This is a genomic window from Bradyrhizobium sp. MOS002 (assembly GCF_003020115.1).
Lineage (GTDB): Bacteria > Pseudomonadota > Alphaproteobacteria > Rhizobiales > Xanthobacteraceae > Bradyrhizobium.
In genome coordinates this window covers 222,487-244,811 of the sequence record NZ_PYFX01000004.1, presented here as the reverse complement: position 1 = coordinate 244,811, position 22,325 = coordinate 222,487, and the positions used below count along the sequence as shown (strand labels likewise).

Here is a 22,325-nt window from a genome sequence, read left to right as displayed (position 1 = left end):
TCAGTCCCTCCCGCCCTGCTGCCAGCGGGAACGCTGAAGCCCAAAGAAGCTGAGCAGGATCGCCGCGACCAGGAACGGAATCATCGCGTTCGAGATCGCCGCGCCCTCGCCCAGATTGCCGCCGGTGATGGCGCGCTGGAACGACAGCGTCGCCATCAGATGGGTGGAGTTGATCGGCCCACCCCGCGTGATGGTGTAGATGAGCTGGAAGTCGGTGAAGGTCATCAGCACCGAGAACGTCATCACGACCGCGATGATCGGCGACAGCATAGGCAGCGTGATGTGGCGGAAGCGCTGCAGATTGGTGGCGCCGTCGAGATTGGCGGCCTCATAGAGCGAGGGCGAGATGGTCTGAAGTCCCGCCAGCAGCGTGATCGCCACGAAAGGCACGCCGCGCCAGATATTGGCGGCGACGACCGACCAGCGCGCATTCCAGGGATCGCCAAGGAAATCGATGTAGCGTGTGATCAGGCCGGCCTTGATCAACACCCAGGAGATGATCGAGAACTGGCTGTCATAGATCCACCAGAACGCGATCGCAGAGAGCACCGTCGGCACGACGAAGGGCAATAGCACGATGGCCCGGATCATCGACTTCATCGGCAGCCGCTCGTTGAGCAGAAGCGCCAGATAAAGGCCGATGGCGAATTTCACCGCGCTGGCGGCGACCGTGTAGAAGATGGTGTTGAATACCGAAAGCCAGAACACCGAGTCTTTCGAGAGCGAGACGAAGTTCTGGAAGCCGATGTAGCGCCCGGCTCCGCCGATCTTGGTATCGGTCATGCCGAGCCAGAAGCCCAGCGCTAGCGGATAAGCCAGAAACAGGATGAGGATGGCGATTGCCGGCACCATGAACATCGCGCCGAGGAAATGCCGGCTCTCGAATGCTCTGGTCCACAAGCTGCTGCGCTTGACCTGCGCGGCAACGGGCTCGGCCATAACTGCCATGTCGGATTCCCCTCGACGAAGAGTCGCGGCGTCCGGCGAACCGGACGCCGCGTAGATTGGAGCTGATCAGACCTGGTAGTAGCGCTTGGCGCGCTCGGCCGCGCGTGCGGCTGCCGCCTTCGGCGTCACGGAGCCCGACGCCGCCTCGGCAAACATGTCGACGACGACGAAGTCGCCCATCACGGCGGCGGAGGCATAGCCGAGATCGCCGGCAAAGCCGTTGTCGCGGCAGCGCTTCAGGCAGTCGCGATACGGGGTGATCTTGGGATCGGAGGTCCACACCGGGTTGTCGTTGTAGGCCGGCAGCGGCGGCGACACGTAGCCGTTGGAGGAGACCTCCCAGGCGTCGTAGTTCGCCTTGTCCATCATGAACTTGATGTATTCCTTGACCGCCTTCGGATACTTCGAGTGCTTGTAGCCGTAATAGACAAGCACGTTCTGCTGCTCGGTCGACACGCCGACCGGCCCGATCGGCATCGGCGCGTGGTTCATGTCCTTGGCGATCTCCTGCTGCTTCGGATCGGTCGAGTTCTTTCCGACGGTCCAGATCGAGATGCCGTTCAGCGTCAGGCTGAGCTCGCCGTTGAGGAAAGCCTTGTTGTTGTTCGAGTCGTTCCACGACAGCACGCCGGGGATGAAGGTCTCGTAGAGCTGCTTGACGTATTCGAGCGCGGCGATCGTCTCCGGCGAGTCGATCACGACCTCGTTCTTGTCGTTGACGACCTTGCCGCCGAAGGCCCAGAGCGCCCACTGGCACCAGCCGTTGGCGTCGCCCGTGGCGTGGCCGAGCGCGAAGCCGGCCGGCGTGTTGTTCTTCTTCAGCGCCTGGCAGAGCTTGAGGAAGCCGGCGGTATCCTTGGGAAATTCATCGAAGCCGGCGGCCTTCACGTGGCTGACGCGGTAGTTCAGGCAGCCGCCGGTCGCGCCCTGCGGAATGGCGATCCAGCTGTTGCCCTTCTTGCCGTAGCGTTCGGCGACCGGATACCAGCCGCCATACTGGGCGCCGAGATAGTCGGCGACGTCCGTCATGTCGATCAGCTTTTCCGGGAATTTATGGGGATCATCGAGCGTGCCGATGATCAGGTCGGGACCGGCGCCGACATTGGCGGCGACCGCGGCTTTCGGGCGGATGTCTTCCCAGCTCTCGGCCTCGAGCTTGACCTTGACGCCGGTCTTCTCGGAGAACGCCTTGGTCTGCTCGGCGAATTTGTCGAACTCGGCCTGAATGAACTGCTTCCAGCGCAGCACGCGGATGGAAGCGTTCGGCTCGGGCGTGTTGGTCCATTCCGCCGCGCGCACCGGGACGATGCCCGGGCCGGCCAGCAGCGCAGCGCCGCCCAGACCGACTTTAAGCACACTTCGCCTGTCGAAATCGCTCATCGTTCTCTCCCTAAATTTTATATTTGTATTGGGTCGTCTTGTATTGGGCAGTTCTGCTTGGGCAGTTCCTCGGCGTCGCTACACGCGTTTGCCCGTCGCCTCGTCGAACAGATGAATCACGGACGGATCGGGCTTCAGCTTGACCTTGTCACCCGGATTGAACTGGTGACGTTCGCGGAAGACCGCGACGACCTGCTCACCACCTAGCTTCGCAAACACCTGCGTTTCCGAACCGGTCGGCTCGACCACGACGATCTCGGCATCGGCCCCGTCGTCAGCGATGGTGAAATGCTCGGGACGCACGCCGTAAACGACAGGACGGCCGTCGGACGCCGCCGGTGCATTTTTGAGCGGCAGCTTGACGCCGTTCGGCCCCTCGAAGGTCGCAACGCCGTTGACGCGCACATGACCCTTCAGGAAGTTCATGGATGGCGAGCCGATGAAGCCGGCGACGAACTGGTTGTCGGGCTTGTCGTAGAGCTCGAGCGGCGTACCCATCTGCTCGACGATGCCGTCATGCATGACGACGATCTTGTCGGCCATGGTCATGGCCTCGATCTGATCGTGGGTGACGTAGACGGTCGTGGTCTTCAGCCGCTGGTGCAGCTCCTTGATCTCGGTGCGCATCGCGACGCGCAGCTTGGCGTCGAGGTTCGACAACGGCTCGTCGAACAGGAACACCTGCGGATCACGCACGATGGCGCGGCCCATCGCGACGCGCTGGCGCTGGCCGCCGGAGAGCTGGCGCGGATAGCGTTCGAGCAAAGGCGACAGCGCCAGGATCTCGGCGGCGCGCTTGACGCGCTTGTTGATCTCTTCGGTGCTCTCGCCCCGCAGCTTCATCGAGAAGCCCATGTTCTCGCCGACCGTCATGTGCGGATAGAGCGCGTAGTTCTGAAACACCATCGCAATGTCCCGCTCCTTGGGCTGGACATTGTTGACGACGCGGTCGCCGATCGAGATCGTGCCTGAGGTGATGTTCTCAAGACCAGCGAGCATGCGCAGAAGCGTCGACTTGCCGCAGCCGGAGGGACCAACCAGGACGACGAACTGGCCGTCCTCGATCGGAATCGAAACGCCGTGCAGGACTTCAAAATTGCCGAACGATTTCCGCACGTCGCGGATTTGCACAGACGACATCTAGCTCCCTCCTCGAAAGTCCACGACGCCTCTCGCGCCGCGACCGTCTTGTTTTTTCAGACTTCACCGACCGAAGCCCAACCTTAGCGGGCGACATTGTCGGCAGTTTGTGCGGTTTTGGCAATTTGTCTTTGGTTAGTCTGTGCTGGTAGCGCTGTCAACGTTCCTTTGTTTGCGACAGTGAGTGTGTTATGAGCAGCAAATGGGTCGAAACCGCACCAAGTCAGGCAAAATCCGGCTGGCGGAAGTCGCCGAGCTTGCCGGCGTAAGCCCGATCACGGCGTCCCGCTTCTTCCGCAATCCCGAGGCGCTGTCGGTCGCCAAGCGGACCCGGGTCGAGAGCGCGGCCAGGGAGCTCGGCTATGTGCCGAACCTGGCGGCGCGCGCGTTGGCCTCGCAGCGCACCGAGGTGATCGGTGTCTTGATTCCGTCACTGACCAATAATGTGTTCTCCGACGTGCTGCGCGGCATCTACGACGCCTCCGAAAACAGCCGTTACTCGATCCAGTTGTCCAACACACGCTACAGTGTTCTCCAGGAGGAGAAGCTGCTGCGCCTGTTTCTTGCGCAGAAGCCGGCCGGGCTGATCGTCACCGGCATCGACCAGACCACGGAATCGCGCGCGATGCTCGATGCCGCCGACTGCCCGATCGTGCAAATCATGGAGATCGGACCCAACCCGGTCGACATGATGATCGGCTTTTCGCACTATGAAGCAGCCCGTGCGGCGATTGCGCATCTGTTCGCGCAAGGTCACCGCAAGATCGGCTTCGTCGGCGCGCGGATGGATCCGCGGGTGCAGCGGCGGCTCGACGGGTACGTTTCGGCCATGAAGGACGCGGGACTGTTCGAGCAACGCCTCGTCGTCACGACGGCAACACCGACGTCGGTGACGCTCGGAGGCGCCCTGTTCACCGATCTCCTGGCGCGGGAGCCCGGCATGGACGCGGTGTTCTGCGCCAATGACGACCTCGCGCTGGGTGTGCTGTTCGAATGCAGGCGCCGCGAGATCGCGATCCCCGAACAGATCGCGATCGTCGGCTTCAACGATCTCGAATTCATGGCCTCCGCCGTCCCGACTCTCACGAGCGTGCGCACCAACCGCTACGAGATGGGCAACACCGCTGCCACCATGCTGATCGACGCGATCGACGGACGCCGCCCGGAGCATCCGGTGCTCGATCTCGGCTTCAAGGTGATCGAGCGGCAAAGCTCGTCGCCGCGGCGTGCGGACAATCGCCCAGCCGTTTCAGGCGCGGGTGCCGCGAACAAAATGGTAGCGTTACCAAGTGGTCATGATTAGTATCGGATTTGTGAAGAAACGCCCCGCCAGCGGGCAGGCAAGTCATTGCTTGCGCCGTTGGGCATCGCACAAGCCGACACCATAAAACGGACGCCAGTGCGTTTGCATTGCAGGAGAAACCAATGACAAAAAAACCAACCAATGGGCATGCCCCCGCCGGCAACGGCGCTCGCCGCCACCTTCGCTCGCAGGAATGGTTCAACAATCCGCATAATCCGGGCATGACCGCGCTCTATCTGGAGCGCTATTTGAACTACGGTCTCACCCGCGCCGAGCTTCAGTCCGGCAAGCCGATCATCGGCATCGCTCAGACCGGCAACGACCTCTCCCCCTGCAACCGCCACCACATCGAGCTTGCCCATCGCGTCCGCGAAGGCATTCGCGAGGCCGGCGGCATTGCGATGGAATTCCCGACCCATCCGATCCAGGAGACCGGCAAGCGCCCGACCGCGGCGCTCGACCGCAACCTCGCTTATCTCGGCCTGGTCGAGATCCTCTACGGCTACCCCCTCGACGGCGTGGTGCTGACCACCGGCTGCGACAAGACCACGCCGGCCTGCATGATGGCGGCGGCGACCGTCAACCTGCCCGCGATCGTGCTGTCGGGCGGGCCGATGCTGAACGGCTGGCACAATGGCGAGCGCACCGGCTCCGGCACCATCGTCTGGAAATCGCGCGAGCGGCTCGCCGCCGGCGAGATCGACTATGAAGAATTCATGGAGATCGTGGCGTCGTCGGCGCCCTCGGTCGGCCATTGCAACACCATGGGCACCGCCTCGACCATGAACGGGCTTGCTGAAGCGCTCGGCTTTTCGCTGCCGGGCTGTGCGGCGATCCCCGCTCCCTATCGCGAGCGCGGCCAGATGGCCTATGAGACGGGCAAGCGCGCCGTCGAGATGGTCTGGGAGGATCTGAAGCCCTCGGACATCCTCACCCGCGAGGCGTTCGAGAACTGCATCGTGATCAACTCGGCAATCGGCGGCTCGACCAACGCGCCGATCCACATCAACGCGCTGGCGCGCCACATCGGCGTGGAGCTCTCCATCGACGACTGGCAGAAGGTCGGCCACGACGTGCCCCTGCTGGTCAACATGCAGCCGGCCGGCTTCTATCTCGGCGAGGAATTCCACCGCGCCGGCGGCGTGCCGGCGGTGGTGCGCGAATTGATGAAGCACAAGCGGATCCACGAGAACGCGGTCACCGTGAACGGCCGCGGCATCGGCGAGAACTGCGCCAATGCGCCAAAACCCGACAACGACGTGATCTGGGCTTACGACAAGCCGCTGGTGAAGGACGCCGGGTTCCTGGTGCTGCGCGGCAATCTGTTCGATTCCGCTATCATGAAGACCAGCGTGATCTCCAAGGAGTTTCGCGACCGCTATCTCAGCAACCCCAAGGACCTCAACGCTTTCGAGGGCCGCGCCATCGTGTTCGAGGGGCCGGAGGACTATCACGAGCGGATCGACGATGCCTCGCTCGACATCGACGAGCATTGCGTGCTGTTCATCCGCGGCACCGGTCCAATCGGCTATCCCGGCGGCGCCGAGGTCGTAAACATGCAACCGCCCGCGGCGCTGATCAAACGCGGCATCCTCGCTTTGCCCTGCATCGGCGACGGCCGCCAGTCCGGCACATCGGGCTCGCCTTCGATCCTCAACGCCTCGCCGGAAGCCGCCGCCAATGGCGGGCTGGCGATCCTCAGGAACGGCGACAAGGTGCGCATCGACCTGAACAAGGGCAGCGCCAACATTCTCATCTCCGACGAGGAGGTGAAGAAGCGCCACGCCGAACTGGCGGCCAATGGTGGCTTCAAGCATCCGCCGAACCAGACGCCGTGGCAGGAGCTTTATCGCAACACCGTCGGCCAGCAGTCGACCGGTGCCTGCATGGAGCTCGCCACGCGCTACCAGAACGTCGCCGGCACGTTTGGCGTGGCGCGGGATAATCACTGAGTTAGGAACACGTAGCCCGGGTGAGCGAAGCGACACCCGGGACTCCGCTCCCGGATATCGCGCTCGCGCGCTCATCCGGGCTACGGCACTGAGCAAATCGAGGAGAAACACAAATGGCAGACCGCCTCAAGGGAAAGCGCGCCGTCGTCACGGCTGCAGCGGCAGGCATCGGACGCGCATGCGCCATCGCATTCGCGCGTGAAGGCGCGACCGTGATCGCCACCGACATCAACGAGAGCGGCATCGCAGGCCTGACCAAGGAAGGCATCGCCGAGACGGCGAAGCTCGACGTTCGCAACACCGCCGACGTCAACGCCTTCGCCAAGCGCGTCGGCAAGGTCGACATCCTGCTCAATGCGGCGGGCTTCGTGCATCACGGCACAATCCTGGAGTGTTCGGAAGAGGATTTTGATTTCTCGTTCGACCTCAACGTCAAGTCGATGCACCGGACCATCAGGGCCTTCCTGCCGGACATGCTCGCGGGCGGCGGCGGCAGCATCGTCAACATCTCTTCCTGCGCGGCGCTGCGGCCGCCGGCCAACCGCTACGTCTACAGCGCCTCGAAGGCCGCGGTGTCGCTGCTGACGCGCGCGGTCGCGCTCGACTTCATCACCAAGGGCATCCGCTGCAACAGCATCTGCCCGGGCACCGTCGAGACGCCTTCGATGCTCGACCGCGCCGCAGCGCAAGGGCCACAAGGCAAGGAGATGTTCGTCTCCCGTCAGAAGATGGGCCGGCTCGGCACCGCCGACGAGATCGCGTCCATGGCGGTCTATCTCGGCAGTGACGAGAGCGCCTTCACCACCGGCGTCGACCTCGTCGTCGACGGCGGCTACATGCTCTGACGCCAAGGCATCCAGAAGGCATCCAGCATGAACAAGATTGATCTCAACGGCCGTGTCGCCATCGTCACCGGCGGCGCGCAGGGCTTTGGCCGCGCCATCGTTCAGCGCTTCGTCGCCTCCGGCGCCAAGGTCGCGATCTGGGATTTCGACGCCGCGCTGGCCGAGAAGACGGCGAAGGAAATCGGCGACAACGCCCGCGTCTTCAAGGTCGACGTCACCGACACCGCGGCCGTCGAGCAGGCCCGTGACGCGACGCTTGCCGCCTTCGGCAAGATCGACATCCTCGTCAACAATGCCGGCATTGCCGGGGTCAACAAGCCGGTCTGGGAGACCGACCTCGAGGAATGGCGGAAAGTTCTGCGCATCAACCTGGACGGCCCTTTCATCGTCTGCAAGGCGGTCGTGCCCGCGATGCTCAAGCAGAAATACGGACGCATCGTCAACATCGCCTCGATCGCCGGCAAGGAAGGCAATCCGAACGCCTCGCACTATTCGGCGTCCAAGGCCGGCCTGATCGCGCTGACGAAGTCGCTCGGCAAGGAATTGGCGGCACATGACATCCTCGTCAATGCGGTGACGCCCGCGGCTGCGAAGACCGCGATCTTCGACCAGATGACGCAGCAGCATATCGACTTCATGCTGTCGAAGATTCCGAAAGCGCGCTTCGTGCAGGTGGAAGAGCTGGCCGCGATGGTGAGCTGGCTCGCATCCGAGGACTGCGGGTTTTCGACGGGCGCCGTGTTCGACATCTCCGGCGGGCGCGCAACTTACTGAGGGCGTCATGATCAGAGAAGGCGGATGTCTGTGCGGCGCGGTGCGATTCAAGGCGGAAGGTGAGCCGCTCAACGTTCGCATCTGCCATTGCCGCATGTGCCAGAAGGCAATGGGCTCGCCCTACTTCGTCCGCGCGCAGTTCGACCAGCGCGCACTGACCGTCGAGGGCGACGCCGCCCGCTATGCGTCGTCCGAGAACATCGACCGCGTGTTCTGCAAGCGCTGCGGCACGCGGCTGTTCTCCTGGCGGCGCAACGGCACGCTGGCTGGCGTCGCACTGACGACGTTCGACGATCGCAACGCCTTCGCGCCGACCGAGCACATCTGGGTCTCGGAGAAGCTCGCCTGGCTGAAGCTCGACGACGGGCTGACGCAATATCCGGGGACAATTCCGGCGTGATGTCAGGTCTGGCCTGACGCAGACGCGCTCGCCGGCTGAGCACGCCTGCCCGTTGTCGTCGCGATCCAGATCCCGGCGAACACCGCGACGATGCCCGCCGCCAGATTCCAGCGCAACGGCTCGTTCAGCAACCAGGCGCCGACCAGCGACGCGGTAATCGGATTGACAGTCACCGAGATCGCAACACGCGTCGGCGTCGTCCGCTCCAGCGCGAAAGCCCAGAGGTAGAAGGTCAGCGCGGCGCCGAAGGCGCCGAGATAGAAAGCGGCCAGCCATTGCGGCACGCCGAAGCCGGCGACAGGCGCAAAGCTGCCGCGGAGATACGAGAGCAGGATGAGGCAGGCCGCGCCCGCCGCCATGCTCATGGTCGTGAAGGCAAGCGGGCTGGAGCGCCGGATCAGCGGCTTCGACCAGATGCCGTAGAGTGCCATGCACAGCGCCGCCGCCATCATCAGGAGGTCGCCGCGCCAGGCGCCAGCCGGCGCCGAGGTCAGGTCGAAGAGGAGCGCTACGGCAACGCCAAGCGTCGCAATCACGACGCCGATCGATTTGCGCCAGGTCAGAGCCTCGGCGCCAAGCGCAGCCCCGATCACGAGCGACAACAGGGGCAGCGTCGACAAAGCAAGCGCGCCGCGCGCGGCGGTCGTGAAGATCAGGGATGCATTGAACAGGATTGGGAACAGGGCAAAGAACAGAAGGCCGAGCCCGACCGCGACGGCCCAGTCCCCTCGCCCCGGCCAGCGGTCGCTGCGCAGCAGCGTCAGGGGCAACAGCAGGAGAAAGCCGATCCCGAACCGGAACGAGCCGATCGCCAGCGGATCGATCGCGCTGACGAGATAGCGCGTGGCGCCGATCGAGGTGCCACCAAGTGCACTCGACAGGATGGCCGCGAATACGCCGAAAGTCTCGCCCACGCTTCCTCCTCGATGAGCTCCAGGATCAGCATAGGAGGCGCGCCGAAACAGGGAATGGAATTTCCGTCATGCTGGGATAAGTTTTCGTCATGACCAAACCCGTGCTCGATCCTGATCTGCTGAACGCTTTTCTTGCCGTGGCCGAGCATCGCTCGTTCACGCGCGCAGCCCATGTGCTCAACCGCACCCAGTCGGCGGTGAGTGTCCAGATCAGGCGCCTCGAAGAGCGGCTCGGCGTCCGGCTGTTTCAACGCACGAGGTCGGGCGTAGCAATGAGCTCGGCCGGTCACGAGCTGCTCGTCTATGCGAAGCGGCTTCTCGACCTCAATGCCGAGGCCGTCGATGCGCTTCGCGCGGGCAAGCGCGAAGCCGTGGTTCGCCTCGGCGTGATGGACGATTACGGCACGATCGTCATTCCGCCCCTGCTGGCGCACTTTGCCAAATGCCATCCGGAGATCCGGGTCGAGATCGAGACCGGGCTGACCGCGACGATGCCGGCGCAACTCGGAGACGCCTATGACCTCGTCATCGCCATGCATCCCGAAGGACGCGGCGATGGCGAACTGCTGCGACGCGAGCAGGCGGTGTGGGCAGCGGCCAGATCGTGTCCGGCACCGACACAGGACACGCTGACCGTCGCGCTCTACCCGCCGGGCTGCCTGTTCCGGCAATGGGCCACGGAAGCCCTGGATGCCGCCGGCCGACCCTGGCGGCTCGCCTTTGTCAGCCGCACGCTTGCCGCGGTGGAGGCGATCGCGGCGGAGGGCCTCGCGATCACGGTCGTGAAAGCCGGCACCATGCCCCCTCGCCTGCGCGTGCTGTCGGAGCGCGACGGCCTGCCGCCGCTGCCGGCGGCGGATATCCGCCTGCATCGTGCGCGCCATCTGCCGCGCCCGGCGGCACTGCTGGCGGATCATTTGCGGCGTGGCATTTCGGAACCGGCCACCCTATGTTGAGGTGAAGCGTTGCTGCACCACCGGTTGGCTGGGTCGGCTGCATGACCGCAGGCAAACCGGGACGGACGAGCCGTGAACATCTCTTTGTATGACCTCTCGGTGTGGGTGCTGCCGCTGCTGCTCGCCATCACCCTCCACGAGGCCGCGCACGCCTTTGTCGCATACCGTCTCGGTGACGACACCGCCTCGCAGCTCGGCCGTGTCAGCTTCAACCCGCTCCGTCATATCGACCCGTTCGGCACCATCATCCTGCCCGCGATGCTGCTGTTCGCGCATTCGCCGTTCCTGTTCGGCTATGCCAAGCCTGTGCCGGTGAATTTCCGCAAGCTCAACAACCCCAGGCTCGACATGGTGTGGGTGGCGCTGGCCGGGCCGGCCACCAACATCCTGCTGGCGTTGGCCGCAGCTCTTGCCCTGCACGCCCTGCGCTGGGCTCCGGCCAACTCGGCGCAATGGATCTTCGACAATCTCAAGAACGCACTGCTGATCAACGCGGTGCTGGCGGTGTTCAACATGATGCCGATCCCGCCGCTCGACGGCGGCCGCGTCGCGGTCGGGCTGTTGCCTCGCGCGCTCGCCTTGCCGCTGGCCCGACTCGAGCCGTTCGGGATGCTGATCCTGATCGGTCTGCTGATCCTGCTACCGCTGGCGGGCTCCCAGTTCGGTCTAAATCTTGATGTTATTTCAGCAATACTGCGAACGTTGACCGGTTATGTGATTCAGGCTGTTCTCTTCCTGACCGGCAATGCTTAGTTGAATGGCGACACCCGAACACAAGCCGAAGGGCCAGAGGCCGACTTGGTCAAAGCTGCCGATATGCTGATCGCGCGACGCGCCGATACCCGCGCCCGCGCCGATTTCGCCACCTGGAAGATGATGGCCAAGCTCAACGGGTCGTCCGCGCTGCCTCCGGGGGCGCAGGAATTCCTCGTGAGCTACAAGAACATGCAGGCGCAGATGAACGAGGGTGAGGCTACCGAGGCCACCATCGGCGCCATCTACAGGGCCTACTATGCCGAGATGGGCGGCGCGGGAACCCCGCCTGATGTCCGCCCCCGGGCGTCCGAACCGGCGGCGGACAATGTTACCGCTTTCCGCCGCCCGGAACCGAAGCCAAAGAAGGCCAATTTCTTCGGGGCAGCGACCGCGGGCGCAACCCAGAAGCGACCGCTCCCGGTGGCGCTGATCTTCGCCTGCCTGGTCGTGGTCTATGTCGGGATCAGGCTCTACTGGCGCTGAGCGGTCTTCTTCTTTTTCTTTGCGTCCGGCGGCGTGAAGATGATGTCGACGGTGCGCTCGAACCGGTCGTCGGTCAGGCTGGCAGGCGGCTGCGGGATGGGATCGGACTTGCGGACAATCGAGATCGCGGCCGCATCGTAAGCGGCATCCCCGGACGACTCGACAACGTCGACTGAAAGCACGTTGCCGCGTCGGTTGATCGCGAAGGAGACCTTGACCTTCTGATTGTTGGGCTCCTTGCCCTCCGGGTTGACCTTGTGGGCCGTGAGATGCGCGCTGATCTTGCGATTCCAGTCGGCCGTGAGCTTCAGAATGTCCTTGCCGATGCCAAGCACGGGCGCCAGCGCCTTCTCGGCCTCGCGCGCGTCCTCATCGAGCGTCTGCCGCGCCGTCGCAACGGACTTCGGCGAGGCCTCCGCAGCGGGCGTTTCGACCGCCGCAATCTTCGGGTCCTCGTCCTGCGGCTTCTTCGAGATGTTCTCGGTGACGACCCGATCGGGATCGTCGACTTGTTGCGACTGATCCTTTGGAAGCTCGGTTTCCTTGGTCTCGGCCTTTTGCTCGGGAAGCGCCTGCTGCTCCTGCATCGCTTCGCTATCCGGTCCCGGCGGAAGGTCGGTGTCTGGCGCCTTCGGCGAGGCCATCTCGACGGCGAACTCCGCGCCAGCCGCGCCGAGGCCGTCGTCGCCGTCATCGGCCCGCAGGTGCGCCAACGCGAGCGCGGCACCACCCAGATGGAGCGCAAGCGCCGCCACCGCTGCCAAAATCCAAAGCGTCCGGGCTGGTCTGGACTCGTCCGACATCGCGGGCCTCTAAGGCTGAGCGGCGCCTGCCGCAGGCGCCCCCGGAGCACCTTCCAGCGCAACCAGCTTCACCCGCGAATAGCCGCCTGAGCGCAACAGCTCCATGACCCCCATCAACTCGCCATACGGCACCGAGCGATCGGCGCGCAGGAAGACATACTTGTCCTTGCTCATGTCGGACAGGCCGTCGAGGGTGCCGATCAACTCGGCGCGGTGGACCGGGTTCTCTCCGATGGCAAGCGTCAAATCGGGCTTGATGCTGAGATAGGTCGGCTTGTCCGGCTTCTTCTGCGGCGTCGCACTCGACGTCGGCAGATCGATCGGCAGGTCGACGGTCGAGAGCGGCGCTGCGACCATGAAGATGATCAGCAGCACCAGGATGACGTCGATGAACGGCGTGACGTTGATTTCATGCGTTTCGCCGAAATCATCGTCGTCATCATTGTCTGCGAGCGAAACGCCCATGGTTCACTCCGCCGCGCGCGAATGCACGCTGCCGTGGCTGCGGTCGAGATCGCGCGAGAGCAACCGCCCCGCCGCGCCCGAGGCACGGCTGACGAGCTCGAGATAGCTCTTCGTCACGCGCGAGAAGTAGTTGTAGATGATGACGGCGGGAATGGCGGCGACCAGACCGATCGCGGTGGCGAGCAGCGCCTCGGCGATACCGGGCGCGACGACGGCGAGGTTCGTGGTCTGCGACTTCGAGATGCCGATGAAGCTGTTCATGATGCCCCACACCGTGCCGAACAGGCCCACGAAGGGCGAGGTCGAGCCGATGGTCGCGAGCACGCCCATGCCGACGCGGATGCGCCGCGCCTCCGCGCGCATGATCTCGGAGAAGCTCGAAGCCGCCCGCTCCTTGATTCCGGTATCGCTCGACAGGCCGGCCGACATCCGCGCCTCGCGCAGCGCCGCCGCCAGGAACGACGGCAGGATGCCCTCCTTGGCGCCGAGCGCCATCTGCGCTTCCGCGAGCGAGCGCGCCTCTGTGATCTTCTTCAGCGCCGAACGGAGCTTGGTTGCGGCGATCGACAATTCGATCGACTTGGCGATCAGCACCGTCCAGGTCATCAGCGATGCAAAGGCGAGCCCGATCATCACCGCCTTCACGATGATGTCCGCCGACTGGAACATCACCCAGGGCGACAATTCCTTCATGGCGGGCGCGATGCCGGCCGCCGTATCGGACTTTGCAGCCGCAGGCGGAGCGGCAACCGGGGCCGGGCTGACCGCGGATGGCTGAGCCGTCGACTGGACCGGTGCGGCGGGCGCGGCTTGTGTCTGGGCAGAAACAGGGGATGCAAGCCAGGCGGCCGCCAGCACCAGAGCTGCGGCAAGGCTTGCTTGGAAGGACATGATCTTCATACTTCGGCCCAGTAGCGAATGAGGTTGTGATAGATACCCGTCAATTTGACCGTTTCGGGATCGTCACGCCCGAGCCGTTCCACCAGCGCCTGTATCGCGGTGTCGAGGTCAAAGATCATGCTCCGGGCTTGATCGTCCCGTATCATGCTCTGAAGCCAGAAGAAAGACGCAACCCGCGTTCCCCTGGTTACCGGCGTCACGAGATGGAGGCTGGTCGAGGGATAGAGCACGCAGTCCCCGGCTTGCAACTTGACTTCGTGCGAACCGTAGCTGTCCTCGATCACAAGTTCGCCACCGTCGTACTCCTCCGGCTCGGCCAGGAACAGCGTCACCGACAGGTCTGTGCGGATGCGAAGGCCGGTCAGGCGGTCGCCGCGGATGGCATTGTCGACGTGCAGGCCGAAATGGTGGCCGCTGCTGGCCGCATAGCGGTTGAACAGCGGCGGGAATATCTGGAGCGGGATCGCCGCCGCGATGAAGCGGGGGTTCGACGTCAGCGCCGAAATGATGCGGTTGCCGAGCTTGCGCGCGACCTCGCTGTCCGGCGGCAATTGCTCGTTGCGCTTGACCATCGCCGACTGCGAGCCCGCGGTGGAGCGCCCGTCTTCCCATGCGCTGGCGTCCATGATGCGGCGGAAATCCGCCACATCATCCTTGCTCAGAACGCCAGGCAGGCACGTCAACATGATCAGAACTTCGCCGTCGTCACGAGGTAGAACGCCCGCCCCGGCGCGACCGCCACGAAGGGCACGGCACTGCGATAGAACGAGTCGTAATAGAGCTTGTTCGTCAGGTTCTGGGCATAGAACTTCATGGTCCAGTTCTGGTCGATCTTCTTCTCGAGGAACGCGTCGAAACGCCAATAGCTCGGCAACTCGTTGGTGTTGGCCGCGAACGTGCCGCCATAGACCTTCGAGCGGTAGACCGCCTGCCCGCCGAGTTCCCAGCCGCCGTCGAACTTGTACTTGGTCAACATGCTGAACGACTGGTGCGCAATGTTGGCGAGCTGCAGACCAAGATTCGACGCAACGCCGCTCTGCGTGACCTTCGACTGCATCAGCACCAGACCGCCAAAAATGCTCCAGCGGTCGGTGAGCTTGCCCTCGGCCTCGATGTCGATGCCCTGGATCCTGTAGGCAGCGCCCGAGGTCAGCAGGTTGTTGACGGTTTCGCGCGCGTTGTCCTTGGTGGTCTGGAACAGCGCACCGGTCACCAACAGGTGACGGTCGGCGAGCTCCCATTTGGTGCCGAGTTCGATCGCCTTGTTACGCTCGGGTCCGAGCAAAACGGCCGTGTTGGGCGGAACACCACCGTAATCGGTCGCGGTCGCATCGAGCTCCGACCCGAACGGATTGGCCGAGGTCGCATAGGCCGCATAGAGGCTGCCGATCGACATCGGCTTGTAAACCAGGCCGACGTTGTAATTCACGAGATCGGCGTTCTGCTTCAGATAGGCCGCGTTGGTCGACGAGCTCTGGCTGTAGCCGTCGTAGCGCACGCCACCGTTTACAATGATGGTGTCCTGCCAGTTCGCAGTATCCATGACGTAGACGCTGCTGGTGTTGACACCGTAGCGCGTCGGATTTCCAACCAGCGACGGCGTGTTGCTGAAGGGAATGTAGGTGTACTGCGGCGAATAGAGATTCACCCCCGTGACCGCTCCGTTGCTGGTCGAGCCACCGCCGAACAGTTCCGACGAGAGGCCGGTGTAACGGTCGATCGAGATGTTCTCATTGGCATATTCCACGCCGAACACTGCGGTGTGCTTGACCCCGCCGGTGTTAAGCTTGAACGTGGCCTCGTTCTGGTTGGCCCACACGTCAACGTTCTGGTAGCGGCTCTGCGCACTGGCCGTCGTGGTCCAGAGCAGCGGATTGGGGCTGGTCGTGATCGGGTTCTGCGGCAGCGTACCGATGTAGTTGAGCAGCGAGTGCTCGCCGCGCACCTTGCTGGTCAGCGTAATGGCATCGTTGACCTTGTACTCGATCGTGCCGGTGCCGAAATCCTGCCGCGCGGTCTGGAAGTCGCGGTTGAGGAAGCCGTACCAGCTTCCGCGCGGAATGCCCGCCGATGTCACTGGGACATTGCCCTGCCTGTAAAAGGGCACGCCGAAATCCGGGTAGCCGCTGAGATCGGTGTGGACGTAGTTCGTTGTGATCTTGATGTCGTTGGTCGGAGTGTACTTGGTCGAGATGAACGAACCCCACCGATCGTCGGTGATGTAGTTGCGACCAGCGACGTTGGCGTCCTGGAACAGGCCGCCAACGCGCACCGAGAAGGTCGGGTCGATCACCTGGTTGACGTCGAGCGTAACTCGCTTGGTCCTGTCGGTGCCGAACTCGGTATCCATCCGCTTGAAATTGACGTCGCCGGCCTGCTTGGTGACGATGTTGATGGCGCCGCCAGCGGTGCCGCGGCCGGCGTAGGACGAGGCCGGGCCGCGCAGAATCTCGATCTGCTCGGTGAAGAAGTTCTCGCGGATCGAGACCGCGGGATCGCGGATGCCGTCGATGAAGACGTCGTTGCGCGCATCAAAGCCGCGGATGAAGAAGCGGTCGCCGAACGCGTTGCCGCCCTCCCCCGACCCCAGCGTCACGCCGGCGGTCGAGCGCCCGATCTCCTTCAGCGTCGTGGCGTTCTTGTCCTCGAGCACTTCCTTGCTGAGCACGGTGATGGTTTTCGGCGTGTTCAGCATCGGCTCGGGAAACTTGCCGGAGGCCTGGACGTGGTCGACCTTGTAGGGAGCTGCCGGATCGGAATACGGATTGCGATCGACTTCGCCGGCGGGGACGGTTGGAGCGGTCTGCTGCGCCGCCTGCTGCCGCTGCGCGGCGCGGCGAAGCGCATTGCGCGCGCGGACCTGGTCCGCCGTCGGCTTCGAAGCCACCGGGCGCGGACGCGCGACGGGAGCATCGACCGTCACCGGCGGCAGGTTCGATTGCTGCGCTTCCGCGCCGCTCGACACCGATGCTGCTGCGATCAGGCCAGCGACAGCGGAGACCTTCTTGCCGGAAACGCTCGTGAACTTTTCATCGAATGCTGCGACCGAACGCAACGACTTCGGTGCGACCACCTGCCCCATTACCAACCACGCCCCATATTCCTGTTCGCCCATTCACTTCGATGAGCGATTGGAGTGTTGGTATCGGCCGCAAAATACCGGGTCAATGCGAGCAAGCCGCGAGAACGCTTGAATAAGTCCAGATCAAAGCGATTCTAAACTACAGTTTGAAATCGTTCTAAAGCAGGATTGGAGTCGTTCTAAAGAGAGCGCGAAAATACCGCGAGATCGGCGGTCGCGCGCGCATCTTCAATCGCTGCTCGGCGGCTTCATCAGCGAGAACAATTCATCGACCGTCTTCTGCGCCACCGCGCGCACGCGATCGCTGTCGTCCATGCCAGCGATGTTGACGCCGTTGACGACGGCTCTGATCTCGTCGCGGAAGTCGGTGAGAAAGCGCAAGGGATCACGCTGCTCGTTGGCGACGCGTGCGATCAGTCCCGTGATCAAAATCTGACACGCGATCAGCTTGCCGTTCAGTTCGTCCATGCTGCGCTCCCGTTGTGGCGCGCCGATATGACTGATGCCGGTTTCCCTGACAACCGAAACGGCCTCCCCACGATTTAGAACCGTTCTTGCGAGCCGTCGCCTTGCGGCCTATGCGCGGCGTCGCTCGGTCCAGAGCACACCGCTTTCGAGCATTGCACGGACTTTGCACGCTGATCGTTCCTGACGGGAGAATTCAGCACTGCACACCGTAGTGACACGGAGCTGCCTAAGCAGTGCAAAGCTTTCCAATTGTTTAGGATTCTCAGCCGATAGTGCTGTTTACACTGGAACTTGGCGTGTATTATACAAGCGCGCTGGAACCCTATGATTGCCTCACAATTCGTAGCTTAGGGCATAAGAGCCGACACGAGACGATATGAAAAAGTCCCGGCCGATCCTCTGGATTCTGATCATCGCGGCCGTGGCCTCCGCGGGTTACTATGGTTGGCAGAAATTCGGCTCGCCCGACGCCGGAAAAACCCAGACCGCACAGAAGGGGCCGCAGCGCCCGCCCGCCGTCCCCGTGAGCGTTTCGCCGGTCCAGAAGGTGGACTTTCCGGTTTACCTGACCGGTCTCGGCACCGTTGCGGGCTTCAACACCGTCCAAGTCCGGACCAGGGTGGACGGCCAGATCGACAAGATCGCCTTCACCGAAGGCCAGATCGTCAAGGAAGGCGAGCTTCTCGCCTCGATCGATCCGCGCCCCTATCAGGCCACGCTCGACCAGGCCAAGGCCAAGAGGGCGCAGGACGAGGCAAATCTGGCCAACGCCAATCTCGAGCTCCAGCGCGCCATGAAGCTCGGCGAATTCGCGACCGCCCAGCGGGTCGATACCCAGCGCTCGACGGTCGCCCAGCTCAACGCCCAGATCGCCGCCGACGAAGCTTCGATCTCTAACGCGCAGACCCAGCTCGACTACACCCAGGTCAAGGCGCCGATCACCGGCGTCGCGGGCCTGCGCCAGGTCGACATCGGCAACATCGTCAATGCCTCGACGCAGACCGGCATCGTCACGATCTCGCAGGTCGAGCCGATCTCGGTGATCTTCACCGCGCCGGAAGACCAGCTGCCCTATATCAGCGAGGGCCAGAGGGCCGGCGCGCTCAGGGTGATCGCCTTCACGACCGACGGCAAGAAGACGCTGGCCGAGGGCAAGCTCGCGGTCATCAACAACCAGGTCGACACCAGCAGCGGCACGATCCGGCTCAAGGCGGTGTTCGACAACAAGGATCACGCGCTGTGGCCCGGGCAGTCGGTGTCGACACGCCTTCTGGTGCGCACCCTGAAGGATGCCACCGTTGTCCCGGATGACGCGGTCCAGCACTCCACCAACGGCCTCTACGCCTATACCGTCAATCCGGACAACAAGGCCGAACTGCACAAGATCAAGGTCAGCTACGGCATCGACGGGCGTTCGGTCATCGACGAAGGGCTGACGCCCGGGCAGCAGGTGATAACCGGCGGCCAATTCAAGGTTCAGCCGGGAAGCCTCGTCTCCACGGCCGTGGCGAGTACGGATCCGGCCCAGAACAAGGTTCGACAGGAATGAACGCGGGCGGGATTTCGGCACCTTTCATCCGTTATCCCATCGGCACCTCGCTGCTGATGGCCGGCATTCTCTTCGTCGGTCTCGTCGCCTATCCTCTGCTGCCGGTCGCGCCACTGCCGCAGGTAGACTTCCCGACCATCCAGATCACCGCCAATCTGCCGGGCGGCAGCCCCGAGACGATGGCATCGTCGGTGGCCCAGCCGCTCGAACGGCAATTCGCCCAGATCCCGGGCATCGCCCAGATGACCTCGACGAGTTATCTGGGCACCGCATCGATCACCATCCAGTTCGACCTCAACCGCAGCATCGACGGCGCCGCCAACGACGTGCAGGGCGCCATCAACGCCGCGAGCGGTCAGCTGCCGAAGAACCTGCCCTCGCCGCCGACTTACCGCAAGGTCAACCCGGCCGACGCGCCGATCCTGCTGCTGTCGGCGACCTCCGAGACATTGCCGCTGACCAGCGTCAGCGACGCGGTCGACGCCCAGCTCGCCCAGCAGATCAGCCAGCTCTCCGGCGTGGCGCAGGTCTTCATCGGCGGCCAGCAGAAACCGTCCATCCGCATCCAGATCGACCCGGCGAAACTCGTCGCCAAGGGCCTGTCGATGGAGGACGTGCGCAGCCAGATCGCGATCACCACGGTCGACAGCCCCAAGGGCAACATCGACGGCCCGAAGCGCGCCTACACGATCTACGCCAACGACCAGCTGACCCAGGCCAAGGACTGGAACGACGTCATCATCGCTTACCGCAATGGCGGTCCCTTGCGAATCCGCGATGTCGGCCAGGCCGTCAGCGGCGCAGAGGACGCCAAGCAGGCGGCCTGGGCCAACGGCAAGCGCGGCGTGTTCCTGGTGATATTCAAGCAACCCGGCGCCAACGTTATCGAGACCGTCGACCGGATCAAGGCCACCCTGCCTCGCCTCGTCGCCGCGATCCCGCCCGCGATCAAGATCGAGCTCATCAGCGACCGCACCACGACGATCCGCGCCGCGGTCGAGGACGTCCAGTTCACGCTGCTGCTGACCATTGCGCTGGTGGTCATGGTCATCTTCATCTTCCTGCGCAGTTTCTGGGCGACCGTCATTCCCACCATCACGGTGCCGCTGGCGTTGCTGGGCGCGTGCGCCTTGATGTGGGTCGTCGGCTATTCGCTCGACAATCTGTCGCTGATGGCCCTCACCATCGCGGTCGGATTCGTCGTCGACGACGCCATCGTAATGCTGGAGAACATCACCCGCTACATCGAGGAAGGCGAATCGCCGATGGCGGCCGCCTTCAAGGGCTCGAAGGAAATCGGCTTCACCATCGTGTCGATCAGCATCTCGCTGGTCGCGGTGCTGATTCCGCTGCTGCTGATGGGCGGCATCATCGGGCGCCTGTTCCGCGAATTCGCCGTCGTGCTGGCGATGACGATCTTCGTCTCGATGTTCGTGTCCCTGACCCTGACGCCGATGATGGCCTCGCGCTTCCTGCGCGCGCATGGCGAGGTGACCCACGGCAGGTTCTACCAGTGGAGCGAGCGCGGCTTCGATGCGATGCTGCGCGGCTATGAATGGGGGCTCGACCATGCCCTGGCCTGGCGCCGCACGACGCTCACGATCTTCTTCGCGACCCTGGCGCTGTCGATCTATCTGTTCGTCCTGATCCCGAAGGGGTTCTTCCCGCAGCAGGATGTCGGCCTGATCACCGCGACCTCGGAAGCCTCCCAGGACATCTCGTTCGCGGAGATGCAGCGCCGCCAGGTCGAACTCGGCAAGATCGTGATGGACGATCCCGACGTCGCAACGATCGCGATGAACATCGGCGGCAGCGGCCGCGCCGGCAACAACGGCAACATGTTCATCACGTTGAAGCCGCTCAGCGTCCGCAATGCCTCGGCGCAGCAGATCATCGCGCGGCTGCGTCCCAAGCTCGAGAAGGTGTCCGGCGCCCGCCTCTACATGCAGGCGGCCCAGGACGTCCGGCTCGGCGGCCGGCCGACGCGCACGCAGTTCGAGTTCACCCTGCAGGACGCCGATCTCGCCGAGCTCAACGACTGGGCGCCGAAGATCCTCGCCAAGATGCAGACGTTGCCGCAACTGCGCGACGTCGCGACCGACCAGCAGACCCAGGGCACCACGGTTCAGCTCAAGATCAATCGCGATACCGCAGCGCGTTACGGAATCCAGCCGCAGCTGATCGACGACACGCTGTACGACGCCTTCGGACAGCGCCAGGTCACGCAGTATTTCACCCAGCTCAATACCTACAAGGTGATCCTCGAGATCCTGCCGGAGATGCAGGGCAGCCTCGAGAGCCTGAACAAGCTCTACCTGAAATCTCCGCTGACCGGCGACCAGGTGCCGCTGTCGACATTTGCGACCTGGAGCACCGATCCGGTTCGCCCGCTCTCGATCAGCCACCAGGGCCAGTTTCCGGCGATCACAATCAGCTTCAACCTCGCCCAGGGCGTCGCGCTCGGCCAGGCCACGGAGGCCGTGCAGAAGGCGATGGCCGATCTCGGCGCGCCGCCGACGCTCAATTCGAGCTTCCAAGGCACGGCACAGGCGTTCCAGCAGTCGCTCGGCACCGTGCCGCTCCTCATCCTCGCCGCGCTGGTCGTGGTCTATCTGATCCTCGGCATCCTCTACGAGAGCTACATCCATCCGATCACGATTCTATCGACCCTGCCCTCGGCCGGCGTCGGCGCGCTCGCGATCCTGATGGCGGCCGGCTTCGAGTTCAGCCTCATTGCTTTGATCGGAGTCATTCTGCTGATCGGCATCGTGAAGAAGAACGGCATCATGATGGTGGACTTCGCCATCGCCGCGGAGCGCGACGAGCACAAGACGCCGGCGGAATCGATCCGGCAGGCAGCACTGTTGCGCTTCCGTCCGATCATGATGACGACGATGGCTGCCCTGCTCGGCGGCGTGCCCCTGATGCTCGGCCACGGCACCGGCGCCGAGATTCGCCAGCCGCTCGGCTACGCCATGGTCGGCGGTCTGATCGTCAGCCAGGCGCTGACGCTGTTCACCACCCCGGTCGTCTATCTCTATCTCGACGAGCTCAACAACTGGTTCTCCGGCTGGGGCCGTAAGGGTGACGGCGAAGGCGACGAGAGGGTCGAGCACGGCACCGTTAAGGAAGCTGCCGAGTAGCTGCTTGCACCGCGCGCCTCGCGACGTTACAGCGAGGCCCTCGGTTCACGTCAACGCGGTTTTG

The 22,325-nt window shown here is 63.8% G+C and carries 20 protein-coding genes; 10 read left to right on the top strand and 10 right to left on the bottom strand.

The features are described 5' to 3' along the window. The 3 genes from C7G41_RS14045 to C7G41_RS14035 form a co-directional block, all read right to left on the bottom strand. Complete coding sequence (locus tag C7G41_RS14045) at window positions 1–948, bottom strand: carbohydrate ABC transporter permease (RefSeq protein ID WP_106943145.1); 948 nt, start codon at window positions 946–948, stop codon at window positions 1–3. Window positions 949–1,014: 66 nt separating this feature from the next. Continuing rightward, on the bottom strand, window positions 1,015–2,328 hold the full coding sequence (locus tag C7G41_RS14040; protein WP_106943144.1) for an ABC transporter substrate-binding protein: 1,314 nt from the start codon (window positions 2,326–2,328) through the stop codon (window positions 1,015–1,017). A 78-nt stretch (window positions 2,329–2,406) separates the two neighbouring features. Further along, window positions 2,407–3,468 (bottom strand): ABC transporter ATP-binding protein, encoded by a 1,062-nt coding sequence (locus C7G41_RS14035; protein ID WP_106943143.1) that lies wholly within the window; start codon window positions 3,466–3,468, stop codon window positions 2,407–2,409. 202 nt (window positions 3,469–3,670) lie between these two features. On the opposite strand from C7G41_RS14035, the gene C7G41_RS14030 reads away from it, so the two are divergent. The 5 genes from C7G41_RS14030 (at window position 3,671) to C7G41_RS14010 (ending at window position 8,742) form a co-directional block, all read left to right on the top strand. Then, window positions 3,671–4,771, top strand: a complete 1,101-nt coding sequence (locus C7G41_RS14030) for a LacI family DNA-binding transcriptional regulator (protein ID WP_106943142.1) — start codon at window positions 3,671–3,673, stop codon at window positions 4,769–4,771. A 122-nt stretch (window positions 4,772–4,893) separates the two neighbouring features. Further along, window positions 4,894–6,723: an IlvD/Edd family dehydratase gene (locus C7G41_RS14025; RefSeq protein WP_106943141.1), complete on the top strand. Its 1,830-nt coding sequence runs from the start codon at window positions 4,894–4,896 to the stop codon at window positions 6,721–6,723. A gap of 113 nt (window positions 6,724–6,836) precedes the next feature. Beyond that, complete coding sequence (locus C7G41_RS14020; RefSeq protein WP_106943140.1) at window positions 6,837–7,568, top strand: SDR family oxidoreductase; 732 nt, start codon at window positions 6,837–6,839, stop codon at window positions 7,566–7,568. A gap of 27 nt (window positions 7,569–7,595) precedes the next feature. Continuing rightward, the gene (locus C7G41_RS14015) at window positions 7,596–8,342 is read left to right on the top strand and encodes an SDR family NAD(P)-dependent oxidoreductase (RefSeq protein ID WP_106943139.1); all 747 of its coding nucleotides are present in this window, start codon (window positions 7,596–7,598) and stop codon (window positions 8,340–8,342) included. 7 nt (window positions 8,343–8,349) lie between these two features. Next, a complete protein-coding gene (locus C7G41_RS14010) occupies window positions 8,350–8,742 on the top strand; it encodes a GFA family protein (RefSeq protein ID WP_106943138.1) in 393 nt (130 codons plus the stop codon). Between the two features lie 2 nt (window positions 8,743–8,744). On the opposite strand, the gene C7G41_RS14005 is transcribed toward C7G41_RS14010, so the two are convergent. Further along, window positions 8,745–9,656: a DMT family transporter gene (locus tag C7G41_RS14005; RefSeq protein ID WP_106943137.1), complete on the bottom strand. Its 912-nt coding sequence runs from the start codon at window positions 9,654–9,656 to the stop codon at window positions 8,745–8,747. Between the two features lie 89 nt (window positions 9,657–9,745). On the opposite strand from C7G41_RS14005, the gene C7G41_RS14000 reads away from it, so the two are divergent. From C7G41_RS14000 to C7G41_RS13990, 3 genes are all read left to right on the top strand, one after another. Then, a complete protein-coding gene (locus tag C7G41_RS14000) occupies window positions 9,746–10,612 on the top strand; it encodes a LysR family transcriptional regulator (protein WP_106943136.1) in 867 nt (288 codons plus the stop codon). Window positions 10,613–10,684: 72 nt separating this feature from the next. Then, a complete protein-coding gene (locus C7G41_RS13995) occupies window positions 10,685–11,365 on the top strand; it encodes a site-2 protease family protein (RefSeq protein WP_106943135.1) in 681 nt (226 codons plus the stop codon). A gap of 63 nt (window positions 11,366–11,428) precedes the next feature. Then, complete coding sequence (locus C7G41_RS13990; RefSeq protein WP_106943648.1) at window positions 11,429–11,851, top strand: hypothetical protein; 423 nt, start codon at window positions 11,429–11,431, stop codon at window positions 11,849–11,851. Here C7G41_RS13990 and C7G41_RS13985 read toward each other — a convergent pair. The 6 genes from C7G41_RS13985 to C7G41_RS13960 form a co-directional block, all read right to left on the bottom strand. Next, window positions 11,839–12,654, bottom strand: a complete 816-nt coding sequence (locus C7G41_RS13985; RefSeq protein WP_106943134.1) for an energy transducer TonB — start codon at window positions 12,652–12,654, stop codon at window positions 11,839–11,841. The two genes, C7G41_RS13990 and C7G41_RS13985, sit on opposite strands and share 13 nt — an antisense overlap. 9 nt (window positions 12,655–12,663) lie before the next feature. Then, window positions 12,664–13,119: a TonB system transport protein ExbD gene (gene exbD, locus C7G41_RS13980; protein WP_018459254.1), complete on the bottom strand. Its 456-nt coding sequence runs from the start codon at window positions 13,117–13,119 to the stop codon at window positions 12,664–12,666. Window positions 13,120–13,122: 3 nt separating this feature from the next. Further along, window positions 13,123–14,019: a tonB-system energizer ExbB gene (exbB, locus tag C7G41_RS13975; protein ID WP_106943133.1), complete on the bottom strand. Its 897-nt coding sequence runs from the start codon at window positions 14,017–14,019 to the stop codon at window positions 13,123–13,125. Beyond that, window positions 14,016–14,705, bottom strand: coding sequence for a Fe2+-dependent dioxygenase (locus C7G41_RS13970; protein WP_106943132.1), 690 nt, complete (start codon window positions 14,703–14,705; stop codon window positions 14,016–14,018). The genes exbB and C7G41_RS13970 overlap by 4 nt, the downstream gene beginning before the upstream one ends. A gap of 2 nt (window positions 14,706–14,707) precedes the next feature. Further along, window positions 14,708–17,101, bottom strand: a complete 2,394-nt coding sequence (locus C7G41_RS13965) for a TonB-dependent siderophore receptor (protein ID WP_106943131.1) — start codon at window positions 17,099–17,101, stop codon at window positions 14,708–14,710. A gap of 228 nt (window positions 17,102–17,329) precedes the next feature. After that, window positions 17,330–17,569: a hypothetical protein gene (locus C7G41_RS13960; protein ID WP_106943130.1), complete on the bottom strand. Its 240-nt coding sequence runs from the start codon at window positions 17,567–17,569 to the stop codon at window positions 17,330–17,332. A 376-nt stretch (window positions 17,570–17,945) separates the two neighbouring features. Here C7G41_RS13960 and C7G41_RS13955 point away from each other — a divergent pair, with 376 nt between their 5' ends. Together C7G41_RS13955 and C7G41_RS13950 are read left to right on the top strand one after the other, a co-directional pair. After that, window positions 17,946–19,118, top strand: a complete 1,173-nt coding sequence (locus C7G41_RS13955) for an efflux RND transporter periplasmic adaptor subunit (protein WP_106943129.1) — start codon at window positions 17,946–17,948, stop codon at window positions 19,116–19,118. After that, window positions 19,115–22,261: an efflux RND transporter permease subunit gene (locus tag C7G41_RS13950; protein ID WP_106943128.1), complete on the top strand. Its 3,147-nt coding sequence runs from the start codon at window positions 19,115–19,117 to the stop codon at window positions 22,259–22,261. Before C7G41_RS13955 ends, C7G41_RS13950 begins: the two co-directional genes overlap by 4 nt. Window positions 22,262–22,325: the final 64 nt, after the last annotated feature.